Raw genomic sequence first — 24,458 nt, 5'->3', positions numbered from 1 at the left:
GCAGTCACTGCCTCTCTGCTCTCCCGAAAAAGGCGCGCATTGAACCCCTTTAATCGAGGGTTTCAGAGATGCCGTGGAACAATAAACGGACATTTGCGATACTATAAATACCCAGCAGATCGCTCGCCGCCCAATCGCGATAGATAAAAATTTTCGCATGTCACAGCATGGCATCGCAAACAATGGCCAATACCCGAAGTGCAGACTTGGAATTGAACGAATTCGTTTTTACCAATAGGAGAAAAAATGACGCAAGCCAACCACCCTGCCGTTAGTCGTTTTCCAGTGCCTGAGCTCAAAGAAATGCCTGAGGATATTCGGACACGGATTCTGGAGGTTCAGGAAAAATCGGGATTCATTCCGAATGTTTTCCTGGCGCTTGCCCACCGGCCCGACGAGTTCCGAGCTTTCTTCGCTTATCACGATGCGCTTATGGAAAAGCCCGGCAATCTGACCAAAGCAGAGCGTGAAATGATCGTTGTGGCAACAAGCAGCCTTAACCAATGCCAATATTGCGTCATCGCTCACGGCGCTATCCTGCGCATCCGGGCCAAAGATCCGCTTATTGCCGATCAAATTGCGACGAACTATCGCAAAGCTAACATCACTGAGCGCCAGAAGACCATGCTGGATTTCGCGATACTGGTCTCACAAAATGCACACGAGGTCGGAGAATCCGACTTCGAAACTCTGAAACGGCATGGTTTTAGCGACGATGACATTTGGGATATTGCTGGAATTTCAGCATTTTTCGGCATGTCAAATCGGCTGGCGAATGTAACCAGTATGAGTCCCAACGCCGAGTTCTACTCGCTTGGACGGTAAAACACATTTGGATCATTTGCAGCGGCGGCACGACAAACGCAATTTTCTTGCGTTTATGGCATGGGTATATGATTAAGTTATCGGCATCTTTTGAAAGGTGATTTTGCTTCACACCGCTTGCGACAAACCGTAATAAACACGCTTTATGTGCTAAAGCCTGAGGTATATAAAGAAACCTTCGACTTAGGTGGCAGCCATCCGGGCGGCCTTTACGGCGACACCACCCCGGTCAGATATTTACCGAGATGCCCGGTTTTCAGATACAGTGTCACGCCCTGGGAACCGGCAACCAATTGCGGATGATCTCCAGGCGGCAGACGCAGCCAGCTGCCCTGCTCATATTCGTGTGCCGCCTCGTTCAGTCTTCCTTCGAGCACCTGCAATTCTGCCCCTTCGATAAACTGACCCAAGAGCCGGGCGCCGGCCGCAAGCTTCACGAGCGACACCTGCTCACGCTCGTCAGTGAACAAAACGCAGGACTCTCCTTCTGCGCGCCTGATCCAGGCAGAAGGTTCGCGCGTGTTGATTCGCACGCTGCGGCGCTCACCTTCTGGCATTTGCCGTAGCTTTACGAATATAGTGGCGCCCTCAAGGGTAAACGGTTGATGGGCGGAATTGGGCGGATTACGCAAGTACCAGCCCGCCGGGTAATCGCCGTTTTCATCAGAAAACGTTCCTGACAGCACCAGAATTTCTTCGCCTCCAGGATGTTGATGCCCTGGAAAACGGGACGCAGCCGCATAGCGTACGATGCTGGTCGCCCTGGCTTTCTCTTCACCGACCCGATCCAGCATCACGCGCTCTACACCGGGCTGCGGCGAGGCAACCCACTGGTATTGCTGCGGCAACACGGCAGCACGCTGTAAAAAATTTGAATGTATCAACATAGCTCAAGGGCGAAAAGTATTCATGGGAAAAACCAAGCGACGCCGAGAATCCGAACGGCTGATTCCTGCATTCAGCAACGGCTTGCGCTGATCGACGATTATTGTTTCCAAACAATGTCCGCTGCAGATAAGCGCCCGCGGTATCAGGGCAGTCCAAACTATGGAAGATCCCAGCCGCCTCGTAACACACTTGTAATTTTATCAGTTTGGTTTCAGCTACATCCAAAAATTCGAGTGTATACCTTCCTGCACTGCCCCGCCTTCATCCAGCGATACTTGCTCACTCGACCTTGATAATCACCTTACCCTTGGCCCGCCCTGTTTCCACATAGGCCAGCGCGTCCGCAGTCGAGTCCAATGGAAATACCCGGTCAACAACCGGTTTGATTGCGCCCGCTTCGATCAGCGTGCTGAGTTCACGTAGTTGTGAGCCACTGGCCTTCATAAAGACGAAGGTGTAGCGGATACCGCGCGTCTTTGCCTTCCTTCTTATCCCATAGCTTAGTACACGCAGAATCTGCTTCAATGGCCAGGAGAGTCGCTGCTGATCCGCGAAATCCGGGGTGGGCGGACCAGAAATGGAGATAAGGTGACCTCCCGGCTTGAGAATGTGCAGCGACTTTTCAAGCGCCTCTTTGCCCAAGCTGTGCAAAACCACATCGAAGTCGCGCAAGATAGTCTCGAATTGCTGGTTCTTGTAGTCGATGACCAGATCTGCCCCCAACGCCTTTACCCAGGCGACGTTGCCTGTGCTGGTGGTTGTGGCTACAAAGGCCCCAAGGTGCTTGGCCAACTGGATAGCGATAGTACCAACGCCACCCGAGCCTGCATGAATGAATACCTTCTGGCCTGCCATTAGCTGCGCCACTTCAACCAGCACCTGCCAGGCGGTGAGCCCGACCAGCGGAATCGAAGCGGCCTCGTCCATGTTCAGATTACGGGGCTTGAGTGCCAGCGATTCTTCCTTGATGCAGATGAACTCGGCAAAAGTACCAATCCGATCCTGATCTGGACGGGCATACACTTCATCGCCCGGTTTGAATTGGCGCACATCAGGCCCGACACGCACAACCGTACCAGCCATGTCATTGCCAAGGATCAGCGGCAAGCGGTAAGGCAGGATCAGTTTGAACTCGCCGGAGCGGATCTTGGCGTCCAGCACGTTAATACTGGCGGCATGAATCTGAATGAGAACGTCATCGTCCCGCAGATCAGGCTCGGGCACGTCCGCAATGTGGCCGACTTCATTCTTGCCGTAACGATCAATGATAAATGCCTTCATATGGCCTCCGTGGCTGCTGGTAATGAGCAAAACCGTGCACTCAACTTTTATTCTCTTGATTACATTGGGCCAGAATCTGTGTGCGACACACTTGTAATATTTCATCCGCAAGACCAGAATCATCTGGACAAGCGCGAGACAAGACAAGGGCGCCCACCGCATGAGCAATCGCATTAATTCTCTGTGCTCGTTTTTCATCAGTAGCATCGTCTTCTTGCGCCAACATTGCCAGCTGAGTTTCAATCCCAGCTGCAAATGTTTCTTTTAGTGAGGCTGACTGACGCCCGGCGTCTGCGCATAATGCTGCCATCGTGCAGCCATTGCCAGGCGCATCGCGGTGCTGCCGGGACAGGTATTGCTGCACAAACTCAGTAATATCAGTGTCACCCGTTTGCGCTGCTGACTGCGCAAAGCTACATGCCGCCGCTTCTGCCATCAAATCGGCCTTAGAACCAAAGTGCTTATAAAAGCCACCATGCGTAAACCCGGCTGTCGCCATTAATTCAGCGATCCCCACGCCGTCGTAGCCGCGTTCGCGAAATAACACCGAGGCCGTCTCTACGATGCGCTCACGGTTGGCTTGTACCTGTGCTTTGGTCACTTTCATAACTATTGCTTCTCCTTGCAAATTCCTGACTTATTATACTTTGATTATGATCATAATCAAAGTTCTTGACATTTTAGATGATAATCATCATCATTGTAGGCATTCACTCTTATTCAAACGGGAAACACAAGACATGACCAACGACGCTCTATTTCAACCCTTAACCTCGGCCCGCTAACGGTTCGCATTTCTGCCGTCTCACCAGACAACGCAATATCAAGCAGTAACCCACAGCCGCAATAAGCCTGCGCGACATAAAGCGGGCAACAAGCTAACTAAGTACCGGCGCATCGTCGCTTCTATTCAACTAATAAAGATGAGTAAATATATATGACCATATCTTCCGTTCTCATTACTGGCGCCTCCTCTGGTATTGGCGCTGTCTACGCTGATCGCTTCGCTCGTCGTGGCCACGACCTTGTGCTGGTCGCCCGCGATAAAGCCCGGCTTGACAACCTGGCAGCGCGTTTGCGACAGGATTACAACATTAACGTAGACGTCTTGCCGGCCGATCTGACGCTATCGAGTGATCTGGCCACTGTCGCCACACGTCTTCGAGACGATGCTCGCATCGACACGCTTATCAACAACGCTGGTATCGCGCAGTCCGGCAGTTTTATCGAACAGACACCGGACTCAATCGATAAACTTATTGCCCTGAACACCACCGCATTGACAAGACTGGCCAGCGCAGTAACGCCACGATTCGTGCAGGCGGGTAAAGGCTCGATTGTCAATATCAGCTCAGTCGTCGGCTTGGCGCCAGAATTTAATATGTCTGTCTACGGTGCAACCAAGGCTTTCGTATTGTTCTTATCTCAGGGAATGGACCTGGAGCTGTCATCTAAAGGCATTTATATCCAGGCGGTGCTTCCTGCCGGAACCTATACAGAACTGTGGGACCGTGCGGGAATCGATATAAGTAGTTCGTCCAAGATGATGGAAGTAAATGAGTTAGTCGACGCTGCGCTGGTGGGATTTGATCGCCGTGAACTGGTGACAATCCCACCGCTGCACAATGCCGCACGCTGGGATACCCTCAATGCGGCACGACAAGCACTGCTTTCAGATATCAAGCAAGCTGAGGCTGCTGAACGCTATAAAACCGCGGAGTGAATAATCGTGTTGAAAGCTATTTGCGCAGAGCAAGAAAAACCAGGAAGGACAGCGTAAGGTTGCCAGCCAGGATCATGCCAAGCGATGTATAAACAGGAAAAGGGAGAGCCGCAGCAATACTGATGGACAGAGCGGCACACCCCATCTGCAGGAACCCCAATAGCGCCGAAGCGGCCCCTGCATGCCGTGCGAAGGGCTGTAACGCAATGGCAGTCCCGAGTGGATTGATAAGCCCCATTCCCAGCAGAAATACAATCAAGGCTGCAGAGAAAAAGAAAATATCTTCTTTACCAACTAATAAGGCGACGCTACCCGCCAGCGCAATAATGATTCCCGCCCGCGCTATTTGCACGGGCCCCCTTCTTTTGGCCAATCGAGGTGCCAATACACCGGCGCCAAACACGACAAAAACGGTTGAGGCAAAGAACAGCCCCAACTCAAACGGCGAAAAATGGAATCCGGTCATCAAAATTGCCGGCGCCATCGCAAAGAATGCATACAACGCGCCAATGACCAGACTCACGGAAAGCGATGGTGTAATGAATCGTCGGTCGACCAGGAGTTGCCAGTAGATTCTCAATATTGCTGAGACTGAGAGGATCGAGCGCTTGTCAGCCCTATGTGTTTCTCCCAACTTTGCGTTGTAGTAAAAAGCAAGCAAAACGGCCAACATACCCACAAACCCGAACGTTGCCCGCCAGCCCAGCCAACTATTGAACGCTCCACCCAAGAGTGGTGAAAAGCCCGGTGCCGCGGCCATGGCGATCATGGTCAGCGACAGCGCACGCGCAAGCTCTTGTCCATCAAACAAGTCACGCGCGATAGCCCGAGACAATACCGACGTAGCGCAAACGCCCAGGGCTTGAATGATCCGGCCACCGATCAACTGCGACAGTGTGCCGGCCACCGCGCAGATCAGACAGCCGATGATAAAGATAACCAGCCCGAAGAGCACCAGACGCTGGCGCCCAAAGCGATCGGACAGCGGGCCGACGAACAACTGGCCCAGCGCGAAGGCCAGAAAGAAACTGGTCAGCGTCGCGCTTAGCTCCCTGACCGAAACGCCAAGGTCCTTACCCAACGCGGGAAATGCCGGAAGGATAATGTTGGTAGCCAACGCCCCCAGGGCAGCCAACGCGGCCAGCAGAAATAGTACGCTGGCCGTGAGCCTACGCTCGGCTGGCGGACGGGGTGCCTGCGATGATACTGGTGTTATGTCGGTATTGCTCACTGGTTCGACGTCTTAAGCGCTGGGTAATCCACATAACCTTCGGCCCCACCGCCGTAGAAGGTGGCTCGGGTGTAGGCGTTGAGGTCAGCGCCCTGGCGCGCACGCTCAGGCAAGTCCGGGTTGGCGATAAACAGCCGTCCGAACGCAATGGCGTCCGCCCCACCCGCTTCGATGGCGGCAGCCGCGGTGTCAGGTCTGTAGTTTCCCGCCGCGATCAGGACGTTCGGCCAATGCGGGCGGAACAGTTCCGATGTAAAAGGCACATTCTGATGATCTACTTCAGCCTGGCCCGCACCGCTGGCCCGGGGCTCGATCAGATGCAGATACGCCAGATCAAGTGCCGCCAATTGCTCGATCAGGTACGTATAGAGAGGCAATGGATCATCCTCGCCACTACCGTTAGCCACCCCGAATGGCGATAACCGGATGCCGACACGATCAGCCCCGAAAACGGTTGAGACCGCCGCGGCAATCTCCAGCACGATGCGGCAGCGATTCTCAATCGAGCCACCATAGGCATCGGTTCGCTGGTTGCTCCGGCCCTGCAGAAACTGCTCCAATAGGTAGCCGTTGGCCGCGTGGATTTCCACGCCATCGAAACCGGCTTGCTGCGCGTGCCGTGCCGCCTGGGCATACTCCTCAATCACCGAAGCAATTTCCGCTGTCTCCAGTGCTCGCGGCGTTTCGAATGGAGCACGTTCAAAGGAAGCAGTAAATGCATTGCCTGGTGCGGCGATGGCGGATGGGGCCACCGGCAATTGACCACCCAGTAGCGACGAATGGGAGATACGCCCGACATGCCACAGTTGCAGAAAGATCAACCCGCCTTGCGAATGCACTGCTTCCGTTACCGCTTTCCAGCCTGCGATCTGCTCCTCGCTGTGAATGCCAGGTGTTGCCGGCATTCCCTGCCCGGTGCGCGAGATCTGTGAACCTTCCGAAATAATCAGCCCACCATGCGAGGCGCGCTGGCGATAGTACTCTACGTTGAGCGCATGGGGAATATTCCCGGGCTGAGCCGCCCGCATACGGGTCAACGGAGCCATTACCACGCGATGCTTCAAATCCAGGGATCCGAGGCGTAAAGGAAAAAACAATGTCTGCGTCATGCTGTCGTCCATTAAAAACTCTACAAATAGATAGCAATTACTCTGCTGGATGTCACTCCGAACTGCTATCAAGGTATTCAATACAAGTATCAAGCAAATCATGCAACGCGGCGACACGCTCCACACCCAACCGCTCGTTGAGTGCAGTTTGTGCCGCTTTCCATGCGCGCTGTCCTTCGGCCTGTTTCATACGCCCCGCCTCGGTCGCTTCGACCAGGCGACTACGTGCATCCTTGCCTGCGAAGATCGCCAACAAGCCCTGCGTAGCCAGTGGCTGCATATTGCGCGTCAAGGTCGATGCATCCATCCGCATATGCCTGGCCAGATCAACCGGTTGAAGCGGCCCCAGTCGGACGACGTACGAAAGCAATGCGTATTGCGTGTTCTTAAGTCCCGTCTCGGCGATATAGCCGTCGTAATGACGCGTCACCATGCGCGTAAGCTGGCGAAGTTTCAGGTTGGTACACCCCTGCGGCTTGATTGAGTTCTTCATATCATGTATTGTACCTACAACTATTGTATATGCAACGATTTTTTAATACTGGAGTGGCTGATGAATGTTGATCAGGTGGTGGCGCGTTGGGAAGCGGACGAAGAGCGTGTGCGAGCGCGGTGGAGTGCCCCCGCTGGACCTAAAGTACAGGCCGCAGGGCTCTCGGGCATGCAGCTGTTCGAGGCGATCTTCGCCGGTGACTTGCCGCCAGCGCCAATGGGCGCCACGCTCGATTTCTTCCCGATTCACATGGAGCCGGGTGTCGCGGTCTTTCAAGGCAGGCCGCAGCGCCGGCACTACAACCCACTAGGCACCGTACATGGGGGCTGGTTCGCCGCGCTGCTTGATTCGGCGGTTGGCTGCGCTGTGCACTCGATGCTGCCCGCTGGCAAAGGCTACACCACTTTGGAGCTCAAGGTGAACATGGTCCGCGCCCTGACTGATGGGGTTCCGCTGATACGCGCCGAAGGCAAAATCATCCACGCGGGACGACAAGTAGCGACGGCCGAAGGCCGCCTCGTCGGCCCGGACGGCAAGCTGTACGCGCATGCGACCACGACATGCCTGATCTTCGAGCAATCTGCGCCAGGTTAAGTGGAAAATCCCGCCTCCGCTGGACACGCCAGCAGCTTCGGATCCAGCCAAACCTGTATTACCTATGTGATGTTCAACGAAAAACCGATCCGTGGAAAGAAGCATGACTACTGACACGCATGTCACTGCCCCTACCGGCTTAGCCAGGGTCTCGCGCTCGAAACGCTCTAAAAGGAAACAGACCATGCCCCTCTATCTCGACGACATCGTGCCGGGCCAGCGCTTCAACGGCACCATGCGCATACGCATAGATGAAGCTCGCATCAAGACGTTTGCTGCCGAATTCGATCCCCAGCCGTTTCACTTAGACCAGGCCGCTGCCGATGCTTCCATCTTCCATGGCCTGGCTGCCAGCGGCTGGCACACCGCAGCAGCGACGATGCGGCTGCTGGTGGAAAGCGAGTTCAAACCGGCAGGTGGCATCGTCGGTGCTGGCTTCGATGAGCTGCGCTGGCCGCGTCCCTTGCGAGCAGGCGACGAACTACGGGTGGAGAGCGAAGTTCTGGAAGTACGCCCATCGAAATCCCGGCCATATCAGGGGCTGGTCAAGCTGCGCATCATCACACTCAACCAGAATCACGAGCCTGTGCAGATTTCCGTAGGCAACATCCTGGTCCCGCGTCGCCGGGAGCCAGAAGACAAACAAAACCGTCCTTAAGCGCTTAACAAGGGAAGATTTTCATGAAATACACCACATTTGGCAAGACCGGGCTCCAGGTATCTCAAGTCGCCCTTGGCACAGGCAACTTCGGCACTGGCTGGGGCTACGGCGCCGATTCAGATGTCAGTACGGCAATCTTCAACGCCTACGCTGAGGCTGGCGGAAACTTCATCGACTCGGCCGACGTTTATCAGTTCGGGCAATCCGAGCAGTTGCTTGGCAGCTTGCTGGCGGGCAGGCGCGAGAATTTCGTGCTCGCAACCAAATTCACCCGTGGCGCCACATCCAATCCCAACCGATTGGCGATGGGCAACAGCCGCAAGGCCATGATCGCCTCGCTGGAGGCAAGCTTGAAACGGCTCAAAACCGACCACATCGATATCTACTGGGTACATTGGCCCGATGGTGTCACGCCCACCGAAGAAATCATCCGAGGTTTTGAAGACCTGGCACGCGCGGGCAAGATTCTCTACGCCGGGGTATCAAATTTCCCGGCCTGGCGACTAGCTCGCGCGGCAACGCTGGCCGAACTCACCGGCGCAGTGCCTATCGCTGCTGCGCAGTTCGAGCACAGCCTGGTCCACCGCGAGCCAGAGGCCGAGCTTTTTCCTGCATCACACGCACTGGGACTCGGGATTGTCACCTGGTCGCCGCTAGGAGGCGGCATGCTGACCGGGAAGTACCGCAAGGGCGAGGCAGGCCGTGCGGAGGGCTTCGGCGGCAAGGTATTCCAGCCGGAAAATTCCGCGCAGCGCACGCAGGTGCTGGACACGGTCATTTACATCGCCAAGGAACTAGGCGTGACCCCGGGCCAGGTCGCCATTGCCTGGGCCGGCACCCACGGCGCTGTACCGATCGTTGGGCCGCGGTCACCAGCGCAACTGGCTGACAACCTGGGCGCCCTGTCGCTCACACTGTCCGCCCAGCAACTTGATCGGCTCGATAGCGTGAGCAGCCCCGTCGTCCCCGCCTCCACCAGGATAGTGATCCCATGGGCCAAGGGTGTTGCGCCCAGGGTTGTTGCCTGAATAGCGCCATTATCCGGACTTCGAATCCCCAGGCTTTTGCATCGTCGCTTGATGAAAGGCGTCCGCGAATTCGTCGGAAAATATCTCGGCAAGCGAGTTGCGCAAGGCTGCGGCGCGATCAGCCCCGTAGGCGGCTTCGAAACTGTTTTGAGCTTCACGCCAGAGCAGGTTCGACTCGGCCAGTTTCGTTCGTCCTGCGTCAGTCAATTCTATGCGTCGGCTGCGACCATCCGATGCGTCGCGCTTTTGCACCACGTAGCCGTCCCGCTCCAGCGGCTTAATATTGTGAGCCAGGGCTGAACGATCGAGCACCATGGCGTGGGCAAGCTCGGTCATTGTCGGATTGCCTGCACGTTCTATATGCACAAGCGCTGAGCGTTGGGATACGCTCAGTTTACATGGCGCGAGCACCGAGTCATAAAGCTGCGTGACACGACGGGTTGCCTTACGTAAAACCGCACCATTGCATACAAGTGGGTCTTTCACGCGGGTAGATGACGACATATCGATCAGCTCCTGTGGGGCTGTGCTGTCTACTTGAACAGCGGTCTTTTGTGTTGGATCTGCACAGCAAATTTTCTTGACATATATTAGCATATGCAACTATATTGATCGAAAATACTTGCATATGCCCATACTTTTGGAGCTTCCGCGATGCATCGGCCTTCGAGCACCACATGAATACATTATCGCCATCGATACGAGTCCAGGCGCCGCACATTGTCAATCCACGCTTGACTCGGATGCTCACGGCCCCCATCTTGCCTACCCTGCTGCGAATGAGCTGGCCAAACGTGCTGATGATGCTCTCGCTGGCGTCGACCAGCCTGATTGAAATGTGGTTTCTGTCCAAGCTGGGCACCGATGTCCTGGCTGGCGTGGGCGTAGTCATTCCTGTGCTCATGCTGATGCAGAACATGTCACAAGGCGCGATGGGCGGTGGCATATCGGCGGCTGTCGCGCGAGCGTTAGGCGCCGGAGATTTTGCACTGGCAAATTCGCTGGCACGCCACGCGGTGGTCTTGACGGCGGCAATCGGGCTTGTATTCACCGTATTACTTGTGGCGTTCAGCTCACCCCTGTTCAGTGTCCTTGGGGCAGAGGGTGCTTCGCTGGATGCCGCGATGACCTATGGGCATATCGTTTTTGCCAGCCTAATCCCGCTTTGGATCATGAGCGCCTTGGCCAGCGTGATCCGGGGTACAGGCAACATGTTGCTGCCCGGAACCGTTATCTGTGGCGGCGCGATACTGTTGATCCCGCTATGCGCGGCGCTGATCTTCGGATTTGGTCCGATTCCTGCACTTGGCGTCGCCGGCGGCGCCCTGGCTTTGGCCATCTACCATACTTGCGGCGCTCTCGTACTCGGCTGGTATTGCCTCAGTGGCCGCAACCCGGCACGGCTGATCCGCGGGCCGCTGCATTGGGCTCCGATGCGCAACATCCTGACAGTTGGGGGGCTGGCTTGCCTGAATCCAATATTCACCAATGGCCTGATTGCCGCGACCACCGCCATTGTGGGAGCCCATGGGGGAACGCAAGCGCTGGCCGGCTATGCCACGGCCATCCGCCTGGAGTACGTCCTCATTCCGATCGCCTTCGGATTGGGAGCGCCCATGGTGGCATTGGTCGGAGCCAACATCGGCGCCGGCCAGCCCGGACGCGCTCGTAATATAGCACTGGTTGGCGGGGCGATTGCATTCGCAGCCGGCTCTTCTATCGGGCTTGCCGCAGCACTTTGGCCACATGCCTGGCTCGGACTGTTCGGTGCAGATGAGCGCCTACTTGAAACCGGTTCGTATTATCTACGCATCGTCGGTCCGTTCTATGGCTTCTTCGCCATGGGCTTTTCGCTCTATTTCGCCTCCCAGGGCGCGGGCCGCTTAAAGTGGCCGCTTCTGGCCGGCGCATTGCGCCTGTTTTTATTCGCAGGGCTGGGCTGGGCCGTACTTGCCGCAAGCGGGTCATTGACCGCCTTCTTCGCAATGGGAGCATTAGCGATGATGCTGTATGGGCTTTGCATTTTGTGGGCCGTGAACTCCGGTCGCTGGTTTGAGGGCAACTGAGCGAAATAGCTCATACGCTACGAAACAATTCATCGTAAACCGCTTATCACTATAGTGAGGGAAGCATGAGAATTCTTATCGTTGGGGCCGGTGCAATCGGCGGATATTATGGTGCAAGATTGCTACAGGCTGGCGCTGATGTTACCTTTTTAGTACGACCCCGCCGTGCCGCACACCTTGCCGCTAACGGGCTGCATGTCTACAGCGAGTTGGGCAATTTCAGTGGCCCTGTCGCCACGATCTCAACCGAGGAGCTGGAGCCAAACTACGACCTGATCGTGCTCAGTTGCAAGTCCTATGACCTTGAAGCCACGCTGCAGGACATTGCTCCCGCAATGAGCGATTCCACTACCCTCCTTCCATTTCTTAATGGGCTTGCCGTTTACGATCGGTTAGACCAGATGTTTGGCCGCGCCAGAGTCCTGGGCGGCGTGGCGTACATTGCAGTCATGCTGGAACCGGACGGCAGCATTCGTCATTTTGGCGCCGCTGACGTGGTCATCACCGGGGCACGTTCGGATAGCTCAACACGTATTGCACAGGAGTTTCATGCACTCATCAGGCAATCTCCAGGCACGCGCAGTCTTTCTGCCAACGTGGACGAAGTGCTCTGGAACAAGTGGGTCATGCTCGCGTCTGGTGCCGTAATGACCTGCCTGATGCGCGGGACAGTGGGCGAGATCCTTGCCACAGATGACGGGCCAAAGTTGATGGCTCAGACTATGGCAGAATGCCGCGCAGTCGCCAATGGAGAAGGCATCCAGTTTTCTACCGACGATGTGCAGCGCGTGGAAGCCCGTCTTCTTGACAGACAATCAACCTGGGCCGCCTCAATGATGCGAGACATCAGCCAGGATGCCCCGCGTATAGAGGCGCAGGCCATTGTAGGAGATATGCTGGTTCGGGCCGAGCGACATGGTTTGCATACGCCGTTGCTCAGAGTGGCTTATTGTCACTTGCAGGTTTACCAGCGTCGCCACGACACACCGGGATGACTTGGTAACGGACAGTGTGCGCTACAGTGTCGCTATCGGATTACCTCCACTAAATCTGCGACTTGCACTTCGATATGACGTGGATAGGTTTTGATGCGATTTCGATGTAGTTTTTAAATCAGCTAACCAGCAAGGATCGCATGTTCAGTTTTGTAATATTTGCAAGCTCTTTCAATGGTTTCCGATCCTCCGTTGCCACCACTTACCCTGATCGCACGCCGTTCACCAAGGCTCAGGCCTGAACTGCTTGATCAATTCATTGCTATCGCGCAAAAGACATCTGTAATAAAACTAAACGGCAGTTTTATACGCTAACCTTTTCCGAATGTCATTGGCGCTTGAAATTGCAAACCTGATTGAGATTGATTGATCGCTTTGTTATGAGACTGTAATGCCCCGGTGAAAAAATGCTCGTGCGATAATAACAATTGGTGTGGATACCCCACCCAAGAACCAATAATCGCTCCGCAAACGTCATTGCGTTTTTCTCCCTGTCTGCAAACCCGTTAAAAATACTGTATTGAGATGAATTTAAGTTATTGTGGTATAGATTTTGGCACGTCCAACTCAGCTCTTGCCTGGATGGCTGAAAACGATCCAAAGTTAGCCAGACTGGAAGGTGATAACACTACCTTGCCCTCAGCAATTTTCTTTCACACGGAAAAAACCGGATCCAGCTTCGGCCGCGCCGCCATATCCGATTATCTGGATGGCTATGAAGGCCGTCTGATGAAATCCCTGAAAAGCATTCTGGGTACATCCCTGATGGAATCCAGTACCGAATTATCGGGTAGCGCATTCAGTTTCAAGGATATCCTGACGCAATATATAAGAGAGGTCAAACATAGAGCGGAAGCGTCGAGCCATAAAGAATTCAAAAATGCGGTGTTTGGTCGACCCGTGTATTTTGTTGACGGTGACGAGGCAGCGGATAAGAAAGCGGCTAACGTATTGAATATGGTGGCGCAGGCAGCTGGTTTTGACAATATTGAATTTCAGTACGAACCGCTTGCAGCAGCGTTTGAACTTGAAACAAGAATTGATGCCGAGTCACTGGTACTGGTGGCTGATATTGGCGCAGGAACGTCGGATTTTTCGCTGATCCGCTTAGGCCCGGATAATATACAAAAAGATGATCGCAAAGACGACATCCTCGCAAACGCGGGTGTCCATATCGGCGGAACCGACTACGACAAGGGCCTGAGCATGAACAAAGTCATGCCGGAACTGGGCCTGGGCTCAATGATGGTAGGTCAAAAAACGATACCGAGTACCCAGTTCATCAATCTTTCGACATGGCATAGAATCCCGTTGGCCTATACGCGAAAATCGATGGCACATCTTGAACAAGTCTACAGCGGCTCATTGGACAAAAATAAAATTGGCAATCTGTTGACTCTGGTAAAAAAAAGAGAAGGCCACTTGGTGGCTCTGCGGGTTGAAACAGCTAAAATCAACCTGACCGAAGACCACCATGTCATGGTGCCGTTAGCAGATACCGCTGTCGGTCTTGATATTCCGATTTCCCGCAGCGACTTCGAAGCTGCAACACAAGAACTCAATCAAAAATTATCTCAAACCATCACGTCATTACTCTCATCTGCCGGCATATCATCTGATCGGGTAGATGCTGTACTTTTCACGGGCGGCACCTCAAGCGTTCCTTCAGTAAAGCGTTGCATATCTGCTTTATTGCCATCATCAAGGATCTACGAAGGTGATTTATTCGGTGCCGTCGCGTTAGGTCTGGCATTAGACGGCAAAAGAAAATTCAAATAACCATTGAACATTTACGACTTGACAAGAAATCAGTACGGCATTTGCCGTACTTTGTCATGCCATACGTGACGCATTTGCCCTTAACAGAAGGAAATTTGTGCCATTCTGTTCCAAAAATACCACAATTTTCAGGGAAAATCACAATTGAGTGTATAATTAACAACGTGAATTCCCACATATAAGAATATAAACCAACACGCCGTGACTGCCCGCCTTTCAAGGCATTCACACCAACATAACGATTGCCGTCGGTATGACCTTGTGAAGCATACCCAGATCACACGGTTGATTTTTCTCACTTGATGACGTCAGAAGCATCGTTTTCTGTACGGAAACATCATTTTTCAGACTGCAACACTGCTCATGTTCGAGTCAGTAATGCAGAATCAGCTTTCTGCGAAAGCGCCTGGCATCCGCATTTGCATTTTCCGGCAACCTGCCGTGGTTTGTGTGTTCGCGCCCCTCGGGTTGCACCGCTTTCCACCGCATCCTGCCGTTGATTATTAATCTTTACAGGAGAACAACATATGGCAAAAGAAGAACTACTTGAAATGAGTGGATCTGTTACAGAAGTATTGCCTGATTCCCGCTTTCGGGTCACGCTGGACAATGGGCATCCCATTATTGCGTACACCGGCGGCAAAATGCGCAAGCATCATATTCGTATTCTGGCTGGCGATAAAGTCACCCTGGAAATGTCTCCCTATGACCTGAGCAAAGGTCGTATCACGTTCCGTCATATTGCCGGTCGTGCACCTTCGGGCCCCGCACGCCCACGTCGCCGTTAAGGCCAGACGGCTCCAACGGCCGCCTTCTATTATGCAGTCTTGCAGGCAGATATTCGTGCAATACTCTGCCGCAAGCCTGACATAAAAAAATATGTTAGAATTTTCGACTCTGTAAGACTGCCGATATAGCTCAGTTGGTAGAGCAGCGCATTCGTAATGCGAAGGTCGGGGGTTCGACTCCTCTTATCGGCACCACTCCATCTAAATTCTTTAGTTTTTTATCAAAAAAACCATAAAAAAACAAAAACTTAGAATACTGTATCTACAAGCTTCCGCCGGCTCAACCCCATAAATAGGGGATGGGCATTCACCAAACTCGATTATTACTCCATTCCAACCGCATTGGGCCAAGACCCTCAGGCGGTATTGCTCAAAGTTTCGGCTCTACTCAAATGGCTACTATCCGTCTGGTAAAAAACGGCTATCGGATGCAACCCTTATTTTCACGACAACCGCACGACAGCGATAACTCGACTGGCGAAGAAACTAAAATTTCTGGCCCTCGCCAAGATGATCGGCAAAAAGAATTTGTCCATACTGATGGTCAATTACAGGGAAGGTGCTGAGGAACTGGCGACGAAACTAGATTGAAGAACTTAATACGGCATATACCCATTAAACTACATAGCAGCCCTTAATTCTTAAACTTCAAGTACTTCAATTCGATATCGGAAGCAAGCCGGCGCACAGTTAACTATTTGGGGTTGTGCTGTCGGTACATATCGCAAAGCATCTCTAAAGTGGCCGGCCGGCTCAAGCCGCGCTCTTGGGCAATAGCGTCAAACTCATTTGCCAGATCAGTTTTGAGTCGAAACGTGACAAGCTTAATCAAGCCAGCAGCAACTAGGCGTTTGTTCGTCTCAGTCGCATTTTTTGCTCTCAATTTACGGCTGTGCTCCGTGTTGCTATTTGCCATTCTGTGCACCCTTTCTCAAATTGACAATGTTGGGAAAATTTAGTAAATTTGGCCTGAAACCGACGGAGCTGCTACTCCGCCGGTCTCCCGATTAGTAGGCTGGAGCTGCTAGCAACAGCATCATGCTAATCAGGATAAGTAGTAATGCGATACGCGTCATCGCAATCTCCTTATCAGTAACCCCCGGCACGTCCGGGTCCGCATGGGCTGCTTGTCAGCCCATTGCGTTTATTATAGAAGCTCCTATAATCGTGCAAAATGATGCGCATCAAGTTTATGCACTGTACGACGATTATTATTGATTGAATCCGACCCAATACGGTGTTGCTAATGCCGTCTTAGCTCAAGGACATGAGGGGTACAACAAAACAAACCGAAGAAACCAAATGATGGACAAGCCAAGCGCGATCCATAAGGTAGGATGAATTTGACGCTTTTTTGCGAAGATGATGAGCCCTAGCAATAATAAAGGCAGTATATACAAAACTGTAATGAATGGTGTACCACCATCATCTACAGGTAGCGTACAAAATGTGAGCTTCTCATCAGCCAAAAGCGGATCCTTAAGCATCCACTCAAATTTGTTTATCGGCATTGACACAATCATTAATGCACTAAATATGGAATACAGAGCAATAATAAGATCAATAACAAATATAAGAATTTTTTTCATATGAATTTGTTACTTCATCAACCCGATGATATGTTCTCACCAACGCAACATTACACGACCATATTCAGAATACTTTCTGTTAGGAGCGCCCGGCGAAGATTTAATTGAATCTGTTATATCGGACAATTTTCTTTCTATTCCGCGATTGTATCTAGATACCAACAACAATATATTGTTCATCCGTCAGATTCGCCGAATTCGATGTTGGGTAGTCATACCGAACCAAACTTTGCAAATGCTTGGCAACTAATTGCTAATCATAAACATCAACATCTTTGAGCCGTTTCAGTGAGGGGTCGAAGGACGTATTATTCAGAGTATTGGATGGAACGATTACACATCGTTATTTGGGATGACACTTTTGGTGTTCCAGCTGGCTGGCAATTTGAAGGATATAGAACGGACCACGAACCGCGTTCACTCTGTAGGTTGCTTAATTTGCAGCAATGAGGCTTTACCCTCGCGCCTCACATAAGGGTGCAACAACCAGAAAGGAAATAATACGCCGGGTGTTTAACGATACCCCGGCGACAAATTATCTCTTCCTGGAGCCTGTCGGTCTACTGCGATTTGGCGCCTGAGTCAAAGCAGATGCAGCAACCCGTTTAACTGGGGCTGGAGTTCTAGGATTTTGCAACAGTCGTGCTGCCGTTGATGCAACTGATTTCGATGTCTTTTCGTTCTTAGCCATAAATACACCTATTGTTGTGAATATGCGAAAAGAAGTTACATACTATCAGTAAATGCATCAGCTGCGTAGAAGTTAGCAAAACCAGACAGCCTACCCCTCATTCGTGCTCATTCACTCTGACATGGTCCGCCCTTGTGGCGTTGTTGCGAATGAGCCGGTTCGCAATTTTACATGCCAATTGAACACCATTTCATCGCACTGGTACCCTCCTGCGGAGTATTTCAAGGCCGAATGACCCTTGCCTCGCCATTTGTCAAATCTTCACTTTATACTCACACCTGCTCAAGCCATTTCGTCCCTTTCACCGTCGTGCACGCCAACAAAACAGCTGCCCCATAAATGACCCGTAGCCTGATCGTCTTCGCCAACAATGTCTGGATGAAAACAATCCATACGGCGTAAGTATTGACGGCTTTCTTTAAAGTGAGCCATTGAGCCATGAATACCTTGCCTCCACCGTCTTCTGCAAAAATTCCAAAAGGTATTTGGGTTCTGGGCTTTGTCAGCATGTTTATGGATATTTCGTCTGAAATCATCCATAGCCTGCTACCGGTTTTCATGGTTTCTACACTTGGCGCAAGCATGTTTGTGGTGGGGGTCATAGAAGGCGTCGCCGAGGCAACGGCATTAATCGTGAAGATTTTTTCTGGCGCTCTAAGTGATTATTTAGGAAAGCGCAAAGGGCTCGCAGTGCTCGGCTATGGACTGGGCGCCCTGTCCAAGCCCTTTTTTGCGATGGCAGGAACATCGGGCATGGTGTTTACAGCGCGTTTTGCCGACAGAATCGGTAAAGGAATCCGAGGAGCCCCGCGCGACGCCTTGGTTGCCGATTTAGTCTCGCCCGATATACGCGGCGCGGCATTCGGTTTGCGACAATCTCTGGATACAATTGGCGCGTTTCTTGGGCCGCTGCTGGCTATCGGCTTGATGCTCCTGCTGGCCAATGATTTCCGCACTATATTCTGGCTGGCGGCGATCCCCGCATTTATTTCTGTGGCATTACTTTATTTCGGTCTGCAAGAGCCCGCACAGAAGGTGGGCGCTAAGCGAACCAATCCGATTAAACTGGAAAACATCAAACGCCTGAATCAACCCTATTGGTGGGTGGTGTTCATCGGCGCCGTGTTTACGCTGGCCCGGTTCAGCGAGGCTTTTCTGGTGCTCAGGGCCCAGCAAGGCGGTCTGGCGCTCGCACTGGTGCCTTTAGTGCTAGTGATCATGAACCTGGTATATTCAATGTCGGCCTATCCAATAGGCAAATTGTCCGACCGCATGAGCCATCACACGCTGTTGGCGTTGGGGCTGGTGGTCCTGATCATTGCCGATCTGGTGCTGGCAACCAGCAACCATTGGGCAATTGTACTTATCGGGGTTGCCATCTGGGGGCTGCATATGGGAATGACCCAGGGGCTGCTGGCAACCATGATTGCAAACACCGCACCCGCAGATCTGCGCGGCACCGCTTTTGGTTTTTTTAACCTGGTCAGCGGAATTGCAATGTTGTTTGCTAGTATCGTGGCAGGGCTGACTTGGGACAGTTTCGGTGCCGAATATACTTTTATTGTCGGCGCAGCAATGTCGCTACTGGCGTTAATTCTTGTACTTAGAAATAAAGCGCGCCAGCAGTAAAATAGATCAATAATAGAAAAAGATACGCATGAGCACCTGGTCAGCTAAATTGGCTAAAAACCAGGTAAACATCTGGAGCGTGCACAGTTCAATAATCGATGTTCAGCCTGTTCCCTATTGGTCGTGAACACACTCTGCTTTTTGCCAATTGACTGCAGACAACGTTGCTACACCGAAAAATGACGCCCCTGATCGATATGTGCCCGTACACGCCTTCAGGATGTATCCCAATCCAGATCCTTCCAACGCCCATACCCCATCAGCATCGCACCGTTCCCGTTCACTCCCTGTGGTCGCATCGAATTGACACGGAGATAGTCTCCGTTTATTATACGGAGACTATCTCCATATAGTAAACGTGCTACCTGAAGCATGTCTCTATTAACCTGCTGGAGTGCCGAAAGGGACCTACCTATGATCACGAATGCACCCGACGAGAAGGGCTCACTGCGTGCAGATGCGCGGCGAAACCGCGACAGTATTCTCAAAATCGCGGCGCGGCACTTTGCTGCGCACGGCGTGAATACCTCGCTCGACGAGATTGCGCGGGAGGCGAAGGTTGGGCCCGGCACGCTGTATCGTCATTTTCCGACGCGCGAACACTTGTTGTGCGAGGTGCTGCATGAACGGCAGGAGGAGCTGCTGTGCCGTCGCGATGAAGCCTCAGCACAGCCGTGCGCGCAGACTGCGCTTCGCGCCTGGATGATAGCGCTCAAGGACTATCTTAATGCCTTTAACGGTCTGCCCCAGCCGTTCATAGACGCTTTCGAAGCCCAGGCATCGCCTTTGGCCGTCACCTGTAGCACACTCGTCTCGATAACGGCCGAGTTTCTCTCACGCGCCCAGGCCGAAGGCGCAGCCAGGCAGTCGGTTTCCGCGCCTGCGCTGTTTCTGAGCGCAGTGGGTTCGGCCTTCGTCCATGATAAGGCCGGCAAATATGGCGCAACCCCGGAGCAAATAGAGGAGATCCTCGCCTTCGGTTATCTCAATAGCGGAGCGGCCCAGGATGCGGCCAATCTGCCCTACCCCATTAGCACAACTGGAGCACCACATGACTGACAAGCCAATCCGCGTTGGATTCATCGGCCTTAATCCGGACATTCAATGGGCCGCCAAGGCCCATATTCCGGCACTGAAATCACTACCAGACGACTTTGTGGTGGTCGGCGTCGCAAACACCAGCCTTGCCAGCGCAAAAAACGCCGCCGAAGCATTCGGCCTGCCGCATGCATTTGAGAATGCGCAAGCGCTGGTCAATTCGCCCGAGATCGACTTGGTCGTCGTCACTGTCAAGGTACCGCATCACCGCGAACTGGTGGCAGCGGCGTTGAACGCGGGCAAACACGTTTATTGTGAATGGCCGCTAGGCAACGGCCTGGCCGAGGCGCGGGAATTGGCCGATCTCGCACAAACGAAGGGCGTTGTCGCAGCTGTCGGTACACAAATGCGCGTTGCCCCAGAGGTTGAGCACCTTCGCCAACTCATCGCCGACGGTTATGTAGGCGAGGTGCTCTCGACGACGCTTGTGGGCAGTGGTGGCTCATGGGGCGGCGAAACCGACGCAGCCCATGCCTATCTTTATGACAAGAGCAATGGCGCAACCCTGCTCAGCATCCCATTGGGACACATGCTTGCCGGTATGCACGAAGTATTGGGTGGCTTTAACCACCTGTCCGCGCGCATGATCAACCGCCGCAATACCGTGCACGTCACCGATACGGACCAGATGATTCCCGCAACCACGCATGACCAGATCCTCGTACATGGCGCGCTTCAGAGCGGGGCCGCATTCTCGATCCATTATCGTGGAGGCATGTCCCGCGGCACCAACCTGCTGTGGGAGATCAACGGGACGGAAGGCGACATCCAGGTAACTGGTGCCAGTGGCCACGGACAGATGGTTCAGTTGGTCATCCGCGGCGCAAACGGTGATACGAGCGAGCTTGCTCCATTGACGCCGCCCGCTTCGGCCTATAGCGGCTGGCCGGATAATTCGGTCGTCCGCAATGTCGCCCGCGTCTATGCCTTGATCGCGCAGGATATCCGTTCGGGCACACGCTCGGCACCCAGTTTTAGTGACGCCGTCGCGCTGCATGAGACGATCGATGCGATCGAGCATTCCGCTGCCGGGAAGGAGTCAAAATGACGGCCCTCTCGCTGCTGGAACTTGTCCGAGTCACACAGGAAACCGACGCCCGAATGGCGCTCGACAACGCGCGAGACCTTGCATCTCACGCGGAGCAATGGGGCTACAAGCGCATCTGGGTCGCCGAGCACCATAACATGGTGGGCATCGCCAGCGCCGCAACCTCAATAGCCATCGCCCACATCGCCAGCGGCTCCAGGACGATTCGGGTCGGCGCCGGCGGAATCATGCTGCCAAACCACGCGCCCTACATCATCGCCGAGCAGTTCGGCACGCTGGAGCGACTCTACCCTGGACGCATCGATCTGGGGTTGGGCCGCGCGCCGGGCACCGATCAGATCGCAGTGCGAGCGATGCGGCGCTCTGCCAGCGCCTCCGATCAATTTCCTCAGGATGTGCAGGAACTCCAGGCGTTTCTTGCGCCTGCCGCGCCAGATCAGCGCATTATTGCGGTGCCGGCGGCCGGAACCAACGTGCCGCTGTGGATACTGGGTTCGAGCAATTTCGGGGCGATGCTGGCGGCCGAACTCGGCCTGCCTTACGCCTTCGCTTCACATTTTGCACCTGACATGCTGCTACCAGCCCTGGACATCTATCGCAGCCGCTTCAAGCCTAGCGAGCAACTCGATCGGCCCTATACAATGGTCGGCATCAACGTCATCGCTGCCGATACGGACCATGAAGCAAAGCGGCTCGCGACTACCCAGCAGATGTCGTTTGTCGACATGTTCCGGGCACGGCAAGGGGTCAGCAAGCCGCCCATCGACGATATCGAAACTTACTGGTCGCCTGCGGAAAAGGCGCAGGCCATGCGCATGCTGGCGCGTTCGGTTGTCGGTTCCGCAGATACCGTGCGCACAGGTTTGCAAGCCTTCATTGACGAAACGCGTGCCGACGAGTTGATGATTGTCTCCGACCTCTACGACCATCAGGCGCGACTGCGTTCAGTCGAACTGATTGCCGAGGCGATGAAGTCATAGGCAAACATAAACGGACAGCAATTAGAGCCGGCCTGTGACATCTTGCTCTTATATTTCTTCAAGCGCTCAGCGTTCGGTGTCATTCGTCGCCCTCATCCATCGCTTGGCGCTTGCGCTTTACTTGGTAGGGTGTAAGCACAATATGGCAAACGACGTCCAGCGTCGGGCGGGTGTCACCTGCCTTGTCCGTCCATACCTTCGGTGTCAGCGTCCCCGATACGGCCACGCTGTCACCATCATCTAACGCCAGTAGCGCGGTCTGGGCTTTATCGTCAAATGCAATGACACTGCACAGCAGGGTTTCGCCATTGCCTGCCGTCGCCTTCACTTTGGCGGTGGTATAGGTATCACCCGTTTTGCCGGTACCCTGTTTGGCGCTGCCGTACAGTCTGCCTGCTATTAACCCATCAATCATTATTCACCTCGTTTTGTTGAAAATCCCTGCATCGGTGCAACGTGAATACAGCTGCCCCACCAATAGGAGTGATACGCTGGCGGCATCTGCCCGCATGATAGCGCTGGCATTCAGCGCAGCTACGACGGTCATCCCGTTGACTATCTCGCACAATCAGAAACCACGCAAGCTCGTTCGGCTCGCCCCATGTCGTCCCCTTGCTCTGGAAAGCGAACACCCTGCGGCCCCTATTTGGCTGGGCTTTCGGGGCTACTCGTTACTGCTATTGTCGTTATTTCTGCTTTTTTTCGTGTGGTTCCTGCATTTGCAGTCGCAACAATAGCAGCAATAGCAGCATCAGAATGCTTGTTTAACGCATTTTCAAACATCGCCATCAGTCTCATGGTTCGCCCCAATCTTGCGGTTATGGGTTAACCACAATCAGTTTCTTTCTCCCATCCATAATGAATTGGCGCGGTCTGTGTCTACGAGCTCCTGTAGAACCGGCAGCAGATTCGTCGCCTAGCTTAAATTAGGTAGACGAAAAGTCTCGTAGTATATCAACGGCTTTAATCCCATTGCTGCGGTAGATGCCTATGAGCCGTCAACACGTTCTGGCTCCAGCCAATTTACGCCAGATCAAATTGCTGCATATTTTTTAAGCTGACAGGCAGCGTCTTCGGCGGTATGTCTAGGTCACGTGATTTCCTTCCCCTGTACTGCATATTGTAAATGTGCAGGTTATCAATTGACCAGTAACTGCGAACAGGCAATGACTGAAGCAAAGTCCGCATCCAGTAATGCAAGCGTCACATTGTGAATCTGCGCTGCTCCAAGCTCATACTGGCCAAGTTCGAAGCTAATAACAGCATCTTTCACAACTGTGATTTTAAGCCCCAGATCTGCCCCCATTCTAACGGTCGAATTAACGCAAAAACCTGCCACTGCGCCAATCACGACGAGCTCCGATATCCTCGCTGTTTGCAGATAGGACAAAAGTTCAGTTGAACTGAAAGCGGACGACGTGCTTTTGATGAATACAGGTTCGTCTGCTAATTCTTCGAACGAAGCCAGCGGCAAAGACAATAGAGAACTCTCGTGAAAAATCGACTCTTTTTCGAGCGATTGATGGCGAACATGCACAACTGGCTTTCCGGCCTGCCTGAATTGGTCGAGCACGCGTTTCATGTTTTCGATGCAGTTTTCTGGATAGTACTGAACACCCTGCTCAATCCTGTCCACAACGAAATTTTGCATATCAATAATAAGTAAAGCTTTTAACACGTGCCCTTCCTCCCTTGAAAACCAATCCAGTTCACACCGATGTAAATTGTCCGCCATCTGCCAGCCAATTTGCACATTGAGAGCACCGAGAAACTGGCCGTATTGCCGCAAGACTTGTCTGCGCCCAAGCGCCAGTTCTTTAAAGAAAGTATCAAACCCTGCCAGATATCGTGCAAGTTGTTTTTGAGGAAACGTTTCAGGATTCCTAATTCGTCATCTGATGTTGCCTGATCCGTTTGGCGCAACCACGGGCCCAATACCGGCCAAGCGTACCATTTTGCATA

Annotated in this window: 25 protein-coding genes and 1 tRNA gene; 14 read left to right on the top strand and 12 right to left on the bottom strand. The window is 53.3% G+C overall.

From position 1 onward, the window contains the following. The first annotated feature begins 246 nt into the window (after nucleotides 1–246). Nucleotides 247–825, top strand: coding sequence for a peroxidase-related enzyme (locus tag EV681_RS20055; protein ID WP_128396274.1), 579 nt, complete (start codon nucleotides 247–249; stop codon nucleotides 823–825). Nucleotides 826–1,034: 209 nt separating this feature from the next. On the opposite strand, the gene EV681_RS20050 is transcribed toward EV681_RS20055, so the two are convergent. The 3 genes from EV681_RS20050 to EV681_RS20040 all read right to left on the bottom strand — a co-directional run bounded on the left by EV681_RS20050 (nucleotide 1,035) and on the right by EV681_RS20040 (nucleotide 3,601). Further along, nucleotides 1,035–1,712, bottom strand: coding sequence for a cupin domain-containing protein (locus EV681_RS20050; RefSeq protein ID WP_130304964.1), 678 nt, complete (start codon nucleotides 1,710–1,712; stop codon nucleotides 1,035–1,037). Nucleotides 1,713–1,992: 280 nt separating this feature from the next. Beyond that, on the bottom strand, nucleotides 1,993–2,994 hold the full coding sequence (locus EV681_RS20045) for an NADP-dependent oxidoreductase (RefSeq protein WP_130304962.1): 1,002 nt from the start codon (nucleotides 2,992–2,994) through the stop codon (nucleotides 1,993–1,995). A gap of 40 nt (nucleotides 2,995–3,034) precedes the next feature. Continuing rightward, complete coding sequence (locus tag EV681_RS20040; protein WP_130304960.1) at nucleotides 3,035–3,601, bottom strand: TetR/AcrR family transcriptional regulator; 567 nt, start codon at nucleotides 3,599–3,601, stop codon at nucleotides 3,035–3,037. A gap of 330 nt (nucleotides 3,602–3,931) precedes the next feature. Here EV681_RS20040 and EV681_RS20035 point away from each other — a divergent pair, with 330 nt between their 5' ends. After that, complete coding sequence (locus EV681_RS20035; RefSeq protein WP_130304958.1) at nucleotides 3,932–4,717, top strand: SDR family NAD(P)-dependent oxidoreductase; 786 nt, start codon at nucleotides 3,932–3,934, stop codon at nucleotides 4,715–4,717. 16 nt (nucleotides 4,718–4,733) lie between these two features. Here the strand turns inward: EV681_RS20035 and EV681_RS20030 are convergent, their stop codons facing one another. From EV681_RS20030 to EV681_RS20020, 3 genes are read right to left on the bottom strand one after another with little or no spacing between them, the layout of a single operon-like run. After that, entirely contained in the window at nucleotides 4,734–5,948 is a 1,215-nt protein-coding gene (locus tag EV681_RS20030; RefSeq protein ID WP_242612332.1) for a multidrug effflux MFS transporter, read from the bottom strand. Beyond that, nucleotides 5,945–7,057, bottom strand: coding sequence for an alkene reductase (locus tag EV681_RS20025; protein ID WP_130304956.1), 1,113 nt, complete (start codon nucleotides 7,055–7,057; stop codon nucleotides 5,945–5,947). Before EV681_RS20025 ends, EV681_RS20030 begins: the two co-directional genes overlap by 4 nt. Nucleotides 7,058–7,109: 52 nt before the next feature. Next, a complete protein-coding gene (locus EV681_RS20020) occupies nucleotides 7,110–7,550 on the bottom strand; it encodes a MarR family winged helix-turn-helix transcriptional regulator (protein ID WP_128396268.1) in 441 nt (146 codons plus the stop codon). Between the two features lie 60 nt (nucleotides 7,551–7,610). On the opposite strand from EV681_RS20020, the gene EV681_RS20015 reads away from it, so the two are divergent. The 3 genes from EV681_RS20015 to EV681_RS20005 all read left to right on the top strand — a co-directional run bounded on the left by EV681_RS20015 (nucleotide 7,611) and on the right by EV681_RS20005 (nucleotide 9,833). Beyond that, entirely contained in the window at nucleotides 7,611–8,144 is a 534-nt protein-coding gene (locus EV681_RS20015; protein WP_130304954.1) for a PaaI family thioesterase, read from the top strand. Nucleotides 8,145–8,328: 184 nt separating this feature from the next. Next, nucleotides 8,329–8,802, top strand: a complete 474-nt coding sequence (locus EV681_RS20010) for a MaoC family dehydratase (protein WP_130304953.1) — start codon at nucleotides 8,329–8,331, stop codon at nucleotides 8,800–8,802. 23 nt (nucleotides 8,803–8,825) lie between these two features. After that, a complete protein-coding gene (locus tag EV681_RS20005) occupies nucleotides 8,826–9,833 on the top strand; it encodes an aldo/keto reductase (RefSeq protein WP_130304952.1) in 1,008 nt (335 codons plus the stop codon). Nucleotides 9,834–9,842: 9 nt separating this feature from the next. Here the strand turns inward: EV681_RS20005 and EV681_RS20000 are convergent, their stop codons facing one another. After that, a complete protein-coding gene (locus EV681_RS20000) occupies nucleotides 9,843–10,337 on the bottom strand; it encodes a MarR family winged helix-turn-helix transcriptional regulator (protein ID WP_128396265.1) in 495 nt (164 codons plus the stop codon). Nucleotides 10,338–10,576: 239 nt separating this feature from the next. On the opposite strand from EV681_RS20000, the gene EV681_RS19995 reads away from it, so the two are divergent. The 5 genes from EV681_RS19995 to EV681_RS19975 all read left to right on the top strand — a co-directional run bounded on the left by EV681_RS19995 (nucleotide 10,577) and on the right by EV681_RS19975 (nucleotide 15,656). Continuing rightward, entirely contained in the window at nucleotides 10,577–11,899 is a 1,323-nt protein-coding gene (locus tag EV681_RS19995; RefSeq protein WP_130305081.1) for an MATE family efflux transporter, read from the top strand. 65 nt (nucleotides 11,900–11,964) lie between these two features. Next, on the top strand, nucleotides 11,965–12,894 hold the full coding sequence (locus EV681_RS19990; RefSeq protein WP_128396264.1) for a 2-dehydropantoate 2-reductase: 930 nt from the start codon (nucleotides 11,965–11,967) through the stop codon (nucleotides 12,892–12,894). A 525-nt stretch (nucleotides 12,895–13,419) separates the two neighbouring features. Beyond that, complete coding sequence (locus EV681_RS19985) at nucleotides 13,420–14,673, top strand: Hsp70 family protein (protein WP_130304950.1); 1,254 nt, start codon at nucleotides 13,420–13,422, stop codon at nucleotides 14,671–14,673. A 527-nt stretch (nucleotides 14,674–15,200) separates the two neighbouring features. Then, complete coding sequence (infA, locus tag EV681_RS19980) at nucleotides 15,201–15,461, top strand: translation initiation factor IF-1 (RefSeq protein WP_014750950.1); 261 nt, start codon at nucleotides 15,201–15,203, stop codon at nucleotides 15,459–15,461. A gap of 119 nt (nucleotides 15,462–15,580) precedes the next feature. Beyond that, nucleotides 15,581–15,656 (top strand) — tRNA-Thr (locus tag EV681_RS19975). A gap of 1,064 nt (nucleotides 15,657–16,720) precedes the next feature. On the opposite strand, the gene EV681_RS19965 is transcribed toward EV681_RS19975, so the two are convergent. Together EV681_RS19965 and EV681_RS22590 are read right to left on the bottom strand one after the other, a co-directional pair. Further along, on the bottom strand, nucleotides 16,721–17,050 hold the full coding sequence (locus EV681_RS19965) for a hypothetical protein (RefSeq protein ID WP_130304948.1): 330 nt from the start codon (nucleotides 17,048–17,050) through the stop codon (nucleotides 16,721–16,723). Nucleotides 17,051–18,013: 963 nt separating this feature from the next. Next, complete coding sequence (locus EV681_RS22590; protein WP_165393143.1) at nucleotides 18,014–18,277, bottom strand: hypothetical protein; 264 nt, start codon at nucleotides 18,275–18,277, stop codon at nucleotides 18,014–18,016. Between EV681_RS22590 and EV681_RS19960 the strand changes: the two genes are divergently transcribed. The 4 genes from EV681_RS19960 (at nucleotide 18,180) to EV681_RS19945 (ending at nucleotide 22,496) form a co-directional block, all read left to right on the top strand. Then, nucleotides 18,180–19,370 (top strand): MFS transporter, encoded by a 1,191-nt coding sequence (locus EV681_RS19960; RefSeq protein WP_130304946.1) that lies wholly within the window; start codon nucleotides 18,180–18,182, stop codon nucleotides 19,368–19,370. The two genes, EV681_RS22590 and EV681_RS19960, sit on opposite strands and share 98 nt — an antisense overlap. Nucleotides 19,371–19,784: 414 nt before the next feature. Further along, nucleotides 19,785–20,429 (top strand): TetR/AcrR family transcriptional regulator, encoded by a 645-nt coding sequence (locus tag EV681_RS19955; RefSeq protein WP_165393153.1) that lies wholly within the window; start codon nucleotides 19,785–19,787, stop codon nucleotides 20,427–20,429. After that, entirely contained in the window at nucleotides 20,422–21,516 is a 1,095-nt protein-coding gene (locus EV681_RS19950; protein ID WP_130304943.1) for a Gfo/Idh/MocA family protein, read from the top strand. Before EV681_RS19955 ends, EV681_RS19950 begins: the two co-directional genes overlap by 8 nt. Further along, nucleotides 21,513–22,496, top strand: coding sequence for an LLM class flavin-dependent oxidoreductase (locus tag EV681_RS19945; protein WP_130304942.1), 984 nt, complete (start codon nucleotides 21,513–21,515; stop codon nucleotides 22,494–22,496). The genes EV681_RS19950 and EV681_RS19945 overlap by 4 nt, the downstream gene beginning before the upstream one ends. A gap of 79 nt (nucleotides 22,497–22,575) precedes the next feature. On the opposite strand, the gene EV681_RS19940 is transcribed toward EV681_RS19945, so the two are convergent. The 3 genes from EV681_RS19940 to EV681_RS19935 form a co-directional block, all read right to left on the bottom strand. Further along, entirely contained in the window at nucleotides 22,576–22,911 is a 336-nt protein-coding gene (locus EV681_RS19940) for a single-stranded DNA-binding protein (protein WP_130304941.1), read from the bottom strand. 227 nt (nucleotides 22,912–23,138) lie between these two features. Continuing rightward, entirely contained in the window at nucleotides 23,139–23,294 is a 156-nt protein-coding gene (locus tag EV681_RS22585; protein ID WP_165393152.1) for a hypothetical protein, read from the bottom strand. Between the two features lie 340 nt (nucleotides 23,295–23,634). Next, nucleotides 23,635–24,174, bottom strand: a complete 540-nt coding sequence (locus EV681_RS19935) for an isochorismatase family protein (protein ID WP_130304940.1) — start codon at nucleotides 24,172–24,174, stop codon at nucleotides 23,635–23,637. Between the last annotated feature and the right edge of the window lie 284 nt (nucleotides 24,175–24,458).

Origin of the sequence: Advenella incenata (assembly GCF_004217095.1) — a bacterium.
GTDB classification, from domain to species: Bacteria; Pseudomonadota; Gammaproteobacteria; order Burkholderiales; family Burkholderiaceae_B; genus Advenella; species Advenella incenata.
This window is presented reverse-complemented; position numbering and strand designations above follow the sequence as displayed.

Bases quoted from the DNA above. Each gene is read 5' to 3' on its own strand.
- EV681_RS19960 (WP_130304946.1), top strand. From the start codon at position 18,180: ATGAATACCTTGCCTCCACCGTCTTCTGCAAAAATTCCAAAAGGTATT.
- EV681_RS20055 (WP_128396274.1), top strand. From the start codon at position 247: ATGACGCAAGCCAACCACCCTGCCGTTAGTCGTTTTCCAGTGCCTGAG.
- EV681_RS20005 (WP_130304952.1), top strand. From the start codon at position 8,826: ATGAAATACACCACATTTGGCAAGACCGGGCTCCAGGTATCTCAAGTC.
- EV681_RS19985 (WP_130304950.1), top strand. From the start codon at position 13,420: ATGAATTTAAGTTATTGTGGTATAGATTTTGGCACGTCCAACTCAGCT.
- EV681_RS20045 (WP_130304962.1), bottom strand. From the start codon at position 2,994: ATGAAGGCATTTATCATTGATCGTTACGGCAAGAATGAAGTCGGCCAC.
- EV681_RS19965 (WP_130304948.1), bottom strand. From the start codon at position 17,050: ATGAAAAAAATTCTTATATTTGTTATTGATCTTATTATTGCTCTGTAT.
- EV681_RS20020 (WP_128396268.1), bottom strand. From the start codon at position 7,550: ATGAAGAACTCAATCAAGCCGCAGGGGTGTACCAACCTGAAACTTCGC.
- EV681_RS22585 (WP_165393152.1), bottom strand. From the start codon at position 23,294: ATGAGACTGATGGCGATGTTTGAAAATGCGTTAAACAAGCATTCTGAT.
- EV681_RS19945 (WP_130304942.1), top strand. From the start codon at position 21,513: ATGACGGCCCTCTCGCTGCTGGAACTTGTCCGAGTCACACAGGAAACC.
- EV681_RS20025 (WP_130304956.1), bottom strand. From the start codon at position 7,057: ATGACGCAGACATTGTTTTTTCCTTTACGCCTCGGATCCCTGGATTTG.
- EV681_RS20000 (WP_128396265.1), bottom strand. From the start codon at position 10,337: ATGTCGTCATCTACCCGCGTGAAAGACCCACTTGTATGCAATGGTGCG.
- EV681_RS20050 (WP_130304964.1), bottom strand. From the start codon at position 1,712: ATGTTGATACATTCAAATTTTTTACAGCGTGCTGCCGTGTTGCCGCAG.
- EV681_RS20040 (WP_130304960.1), bottom strand. From the start codon at position 3,601: ATGAAAGTGACCAAAGCACAGGTACAAGCCAACCGTGAGCGCATCGTA.
- EV681_RS19950 (WP_130304943.1), top strand. From the start codon at position 20,422: ATGACTGACAAGCCAATCCGCGTTGGATTCATCGGCCTTAATCCGGAC.
- EV681_RS19995 (WP_130305081.1), top strand. From the start codon at position 10,577: ATGCTCACGGCCCCCATCTTGCCTACCCTGCTGCGAATGAGCTGGCCA.
- EV681_RS19955 (WP_165393153.1), top strand. From the start codon at position 19,785: ATGATCACGAATGCACCCGACGAGAAGGGCTCACTGCGTGCAGATGCG.
- EV681_RS22590 (WP_165393143.1), bottom strand. From the start codon at position 18,277: ATGATTTCAGACGAAATATCCATAAACATGCTGACAAAGCCCAGAACC.
- EV681_RS19990 (WP_128396264.1), top strand. From the start codon at position 11,965: ATGAGAATTCTTATCGTTGGGGCCGGTGCAATCGGCGGATATTATGGT.
- EV681_RS20035 (WP_130304958.1), top strand. From the start codon at position 3,932: ATGACCATATCTTCCGTTCTCATTACTGGCGCCTCCTCTGGTATTGGC.
- infA (WP_014750950.1), top strand. From the start codon at position 15,201: ATGGCAAAAGAAGAACTACTTGAAATGAGTGGATCTGTTACAGAAGTA.
- EV681_RS19940 (WP_130304941.1), bottom strand. From the start codon at position 22,911: ATGATTGATGGGTTAATAGCAGGCAGACTGTACGGCAGCGCCAAACAG.
- EV681_RS20010 (WP_130304953.1), top strand. From the start codon at position 8,329: ATGCCCCTCTATCTCGACGACATCGTGCCGGGCCAGCGCTTCAACGGC.
- EV681_RS20015 (WP_130304954.1), top strand. From the start codon at position 7,611: ATGAATGTTGATCAGGTGGTGGCGCGTTGGGAAGCGGACGAAGAGCGT.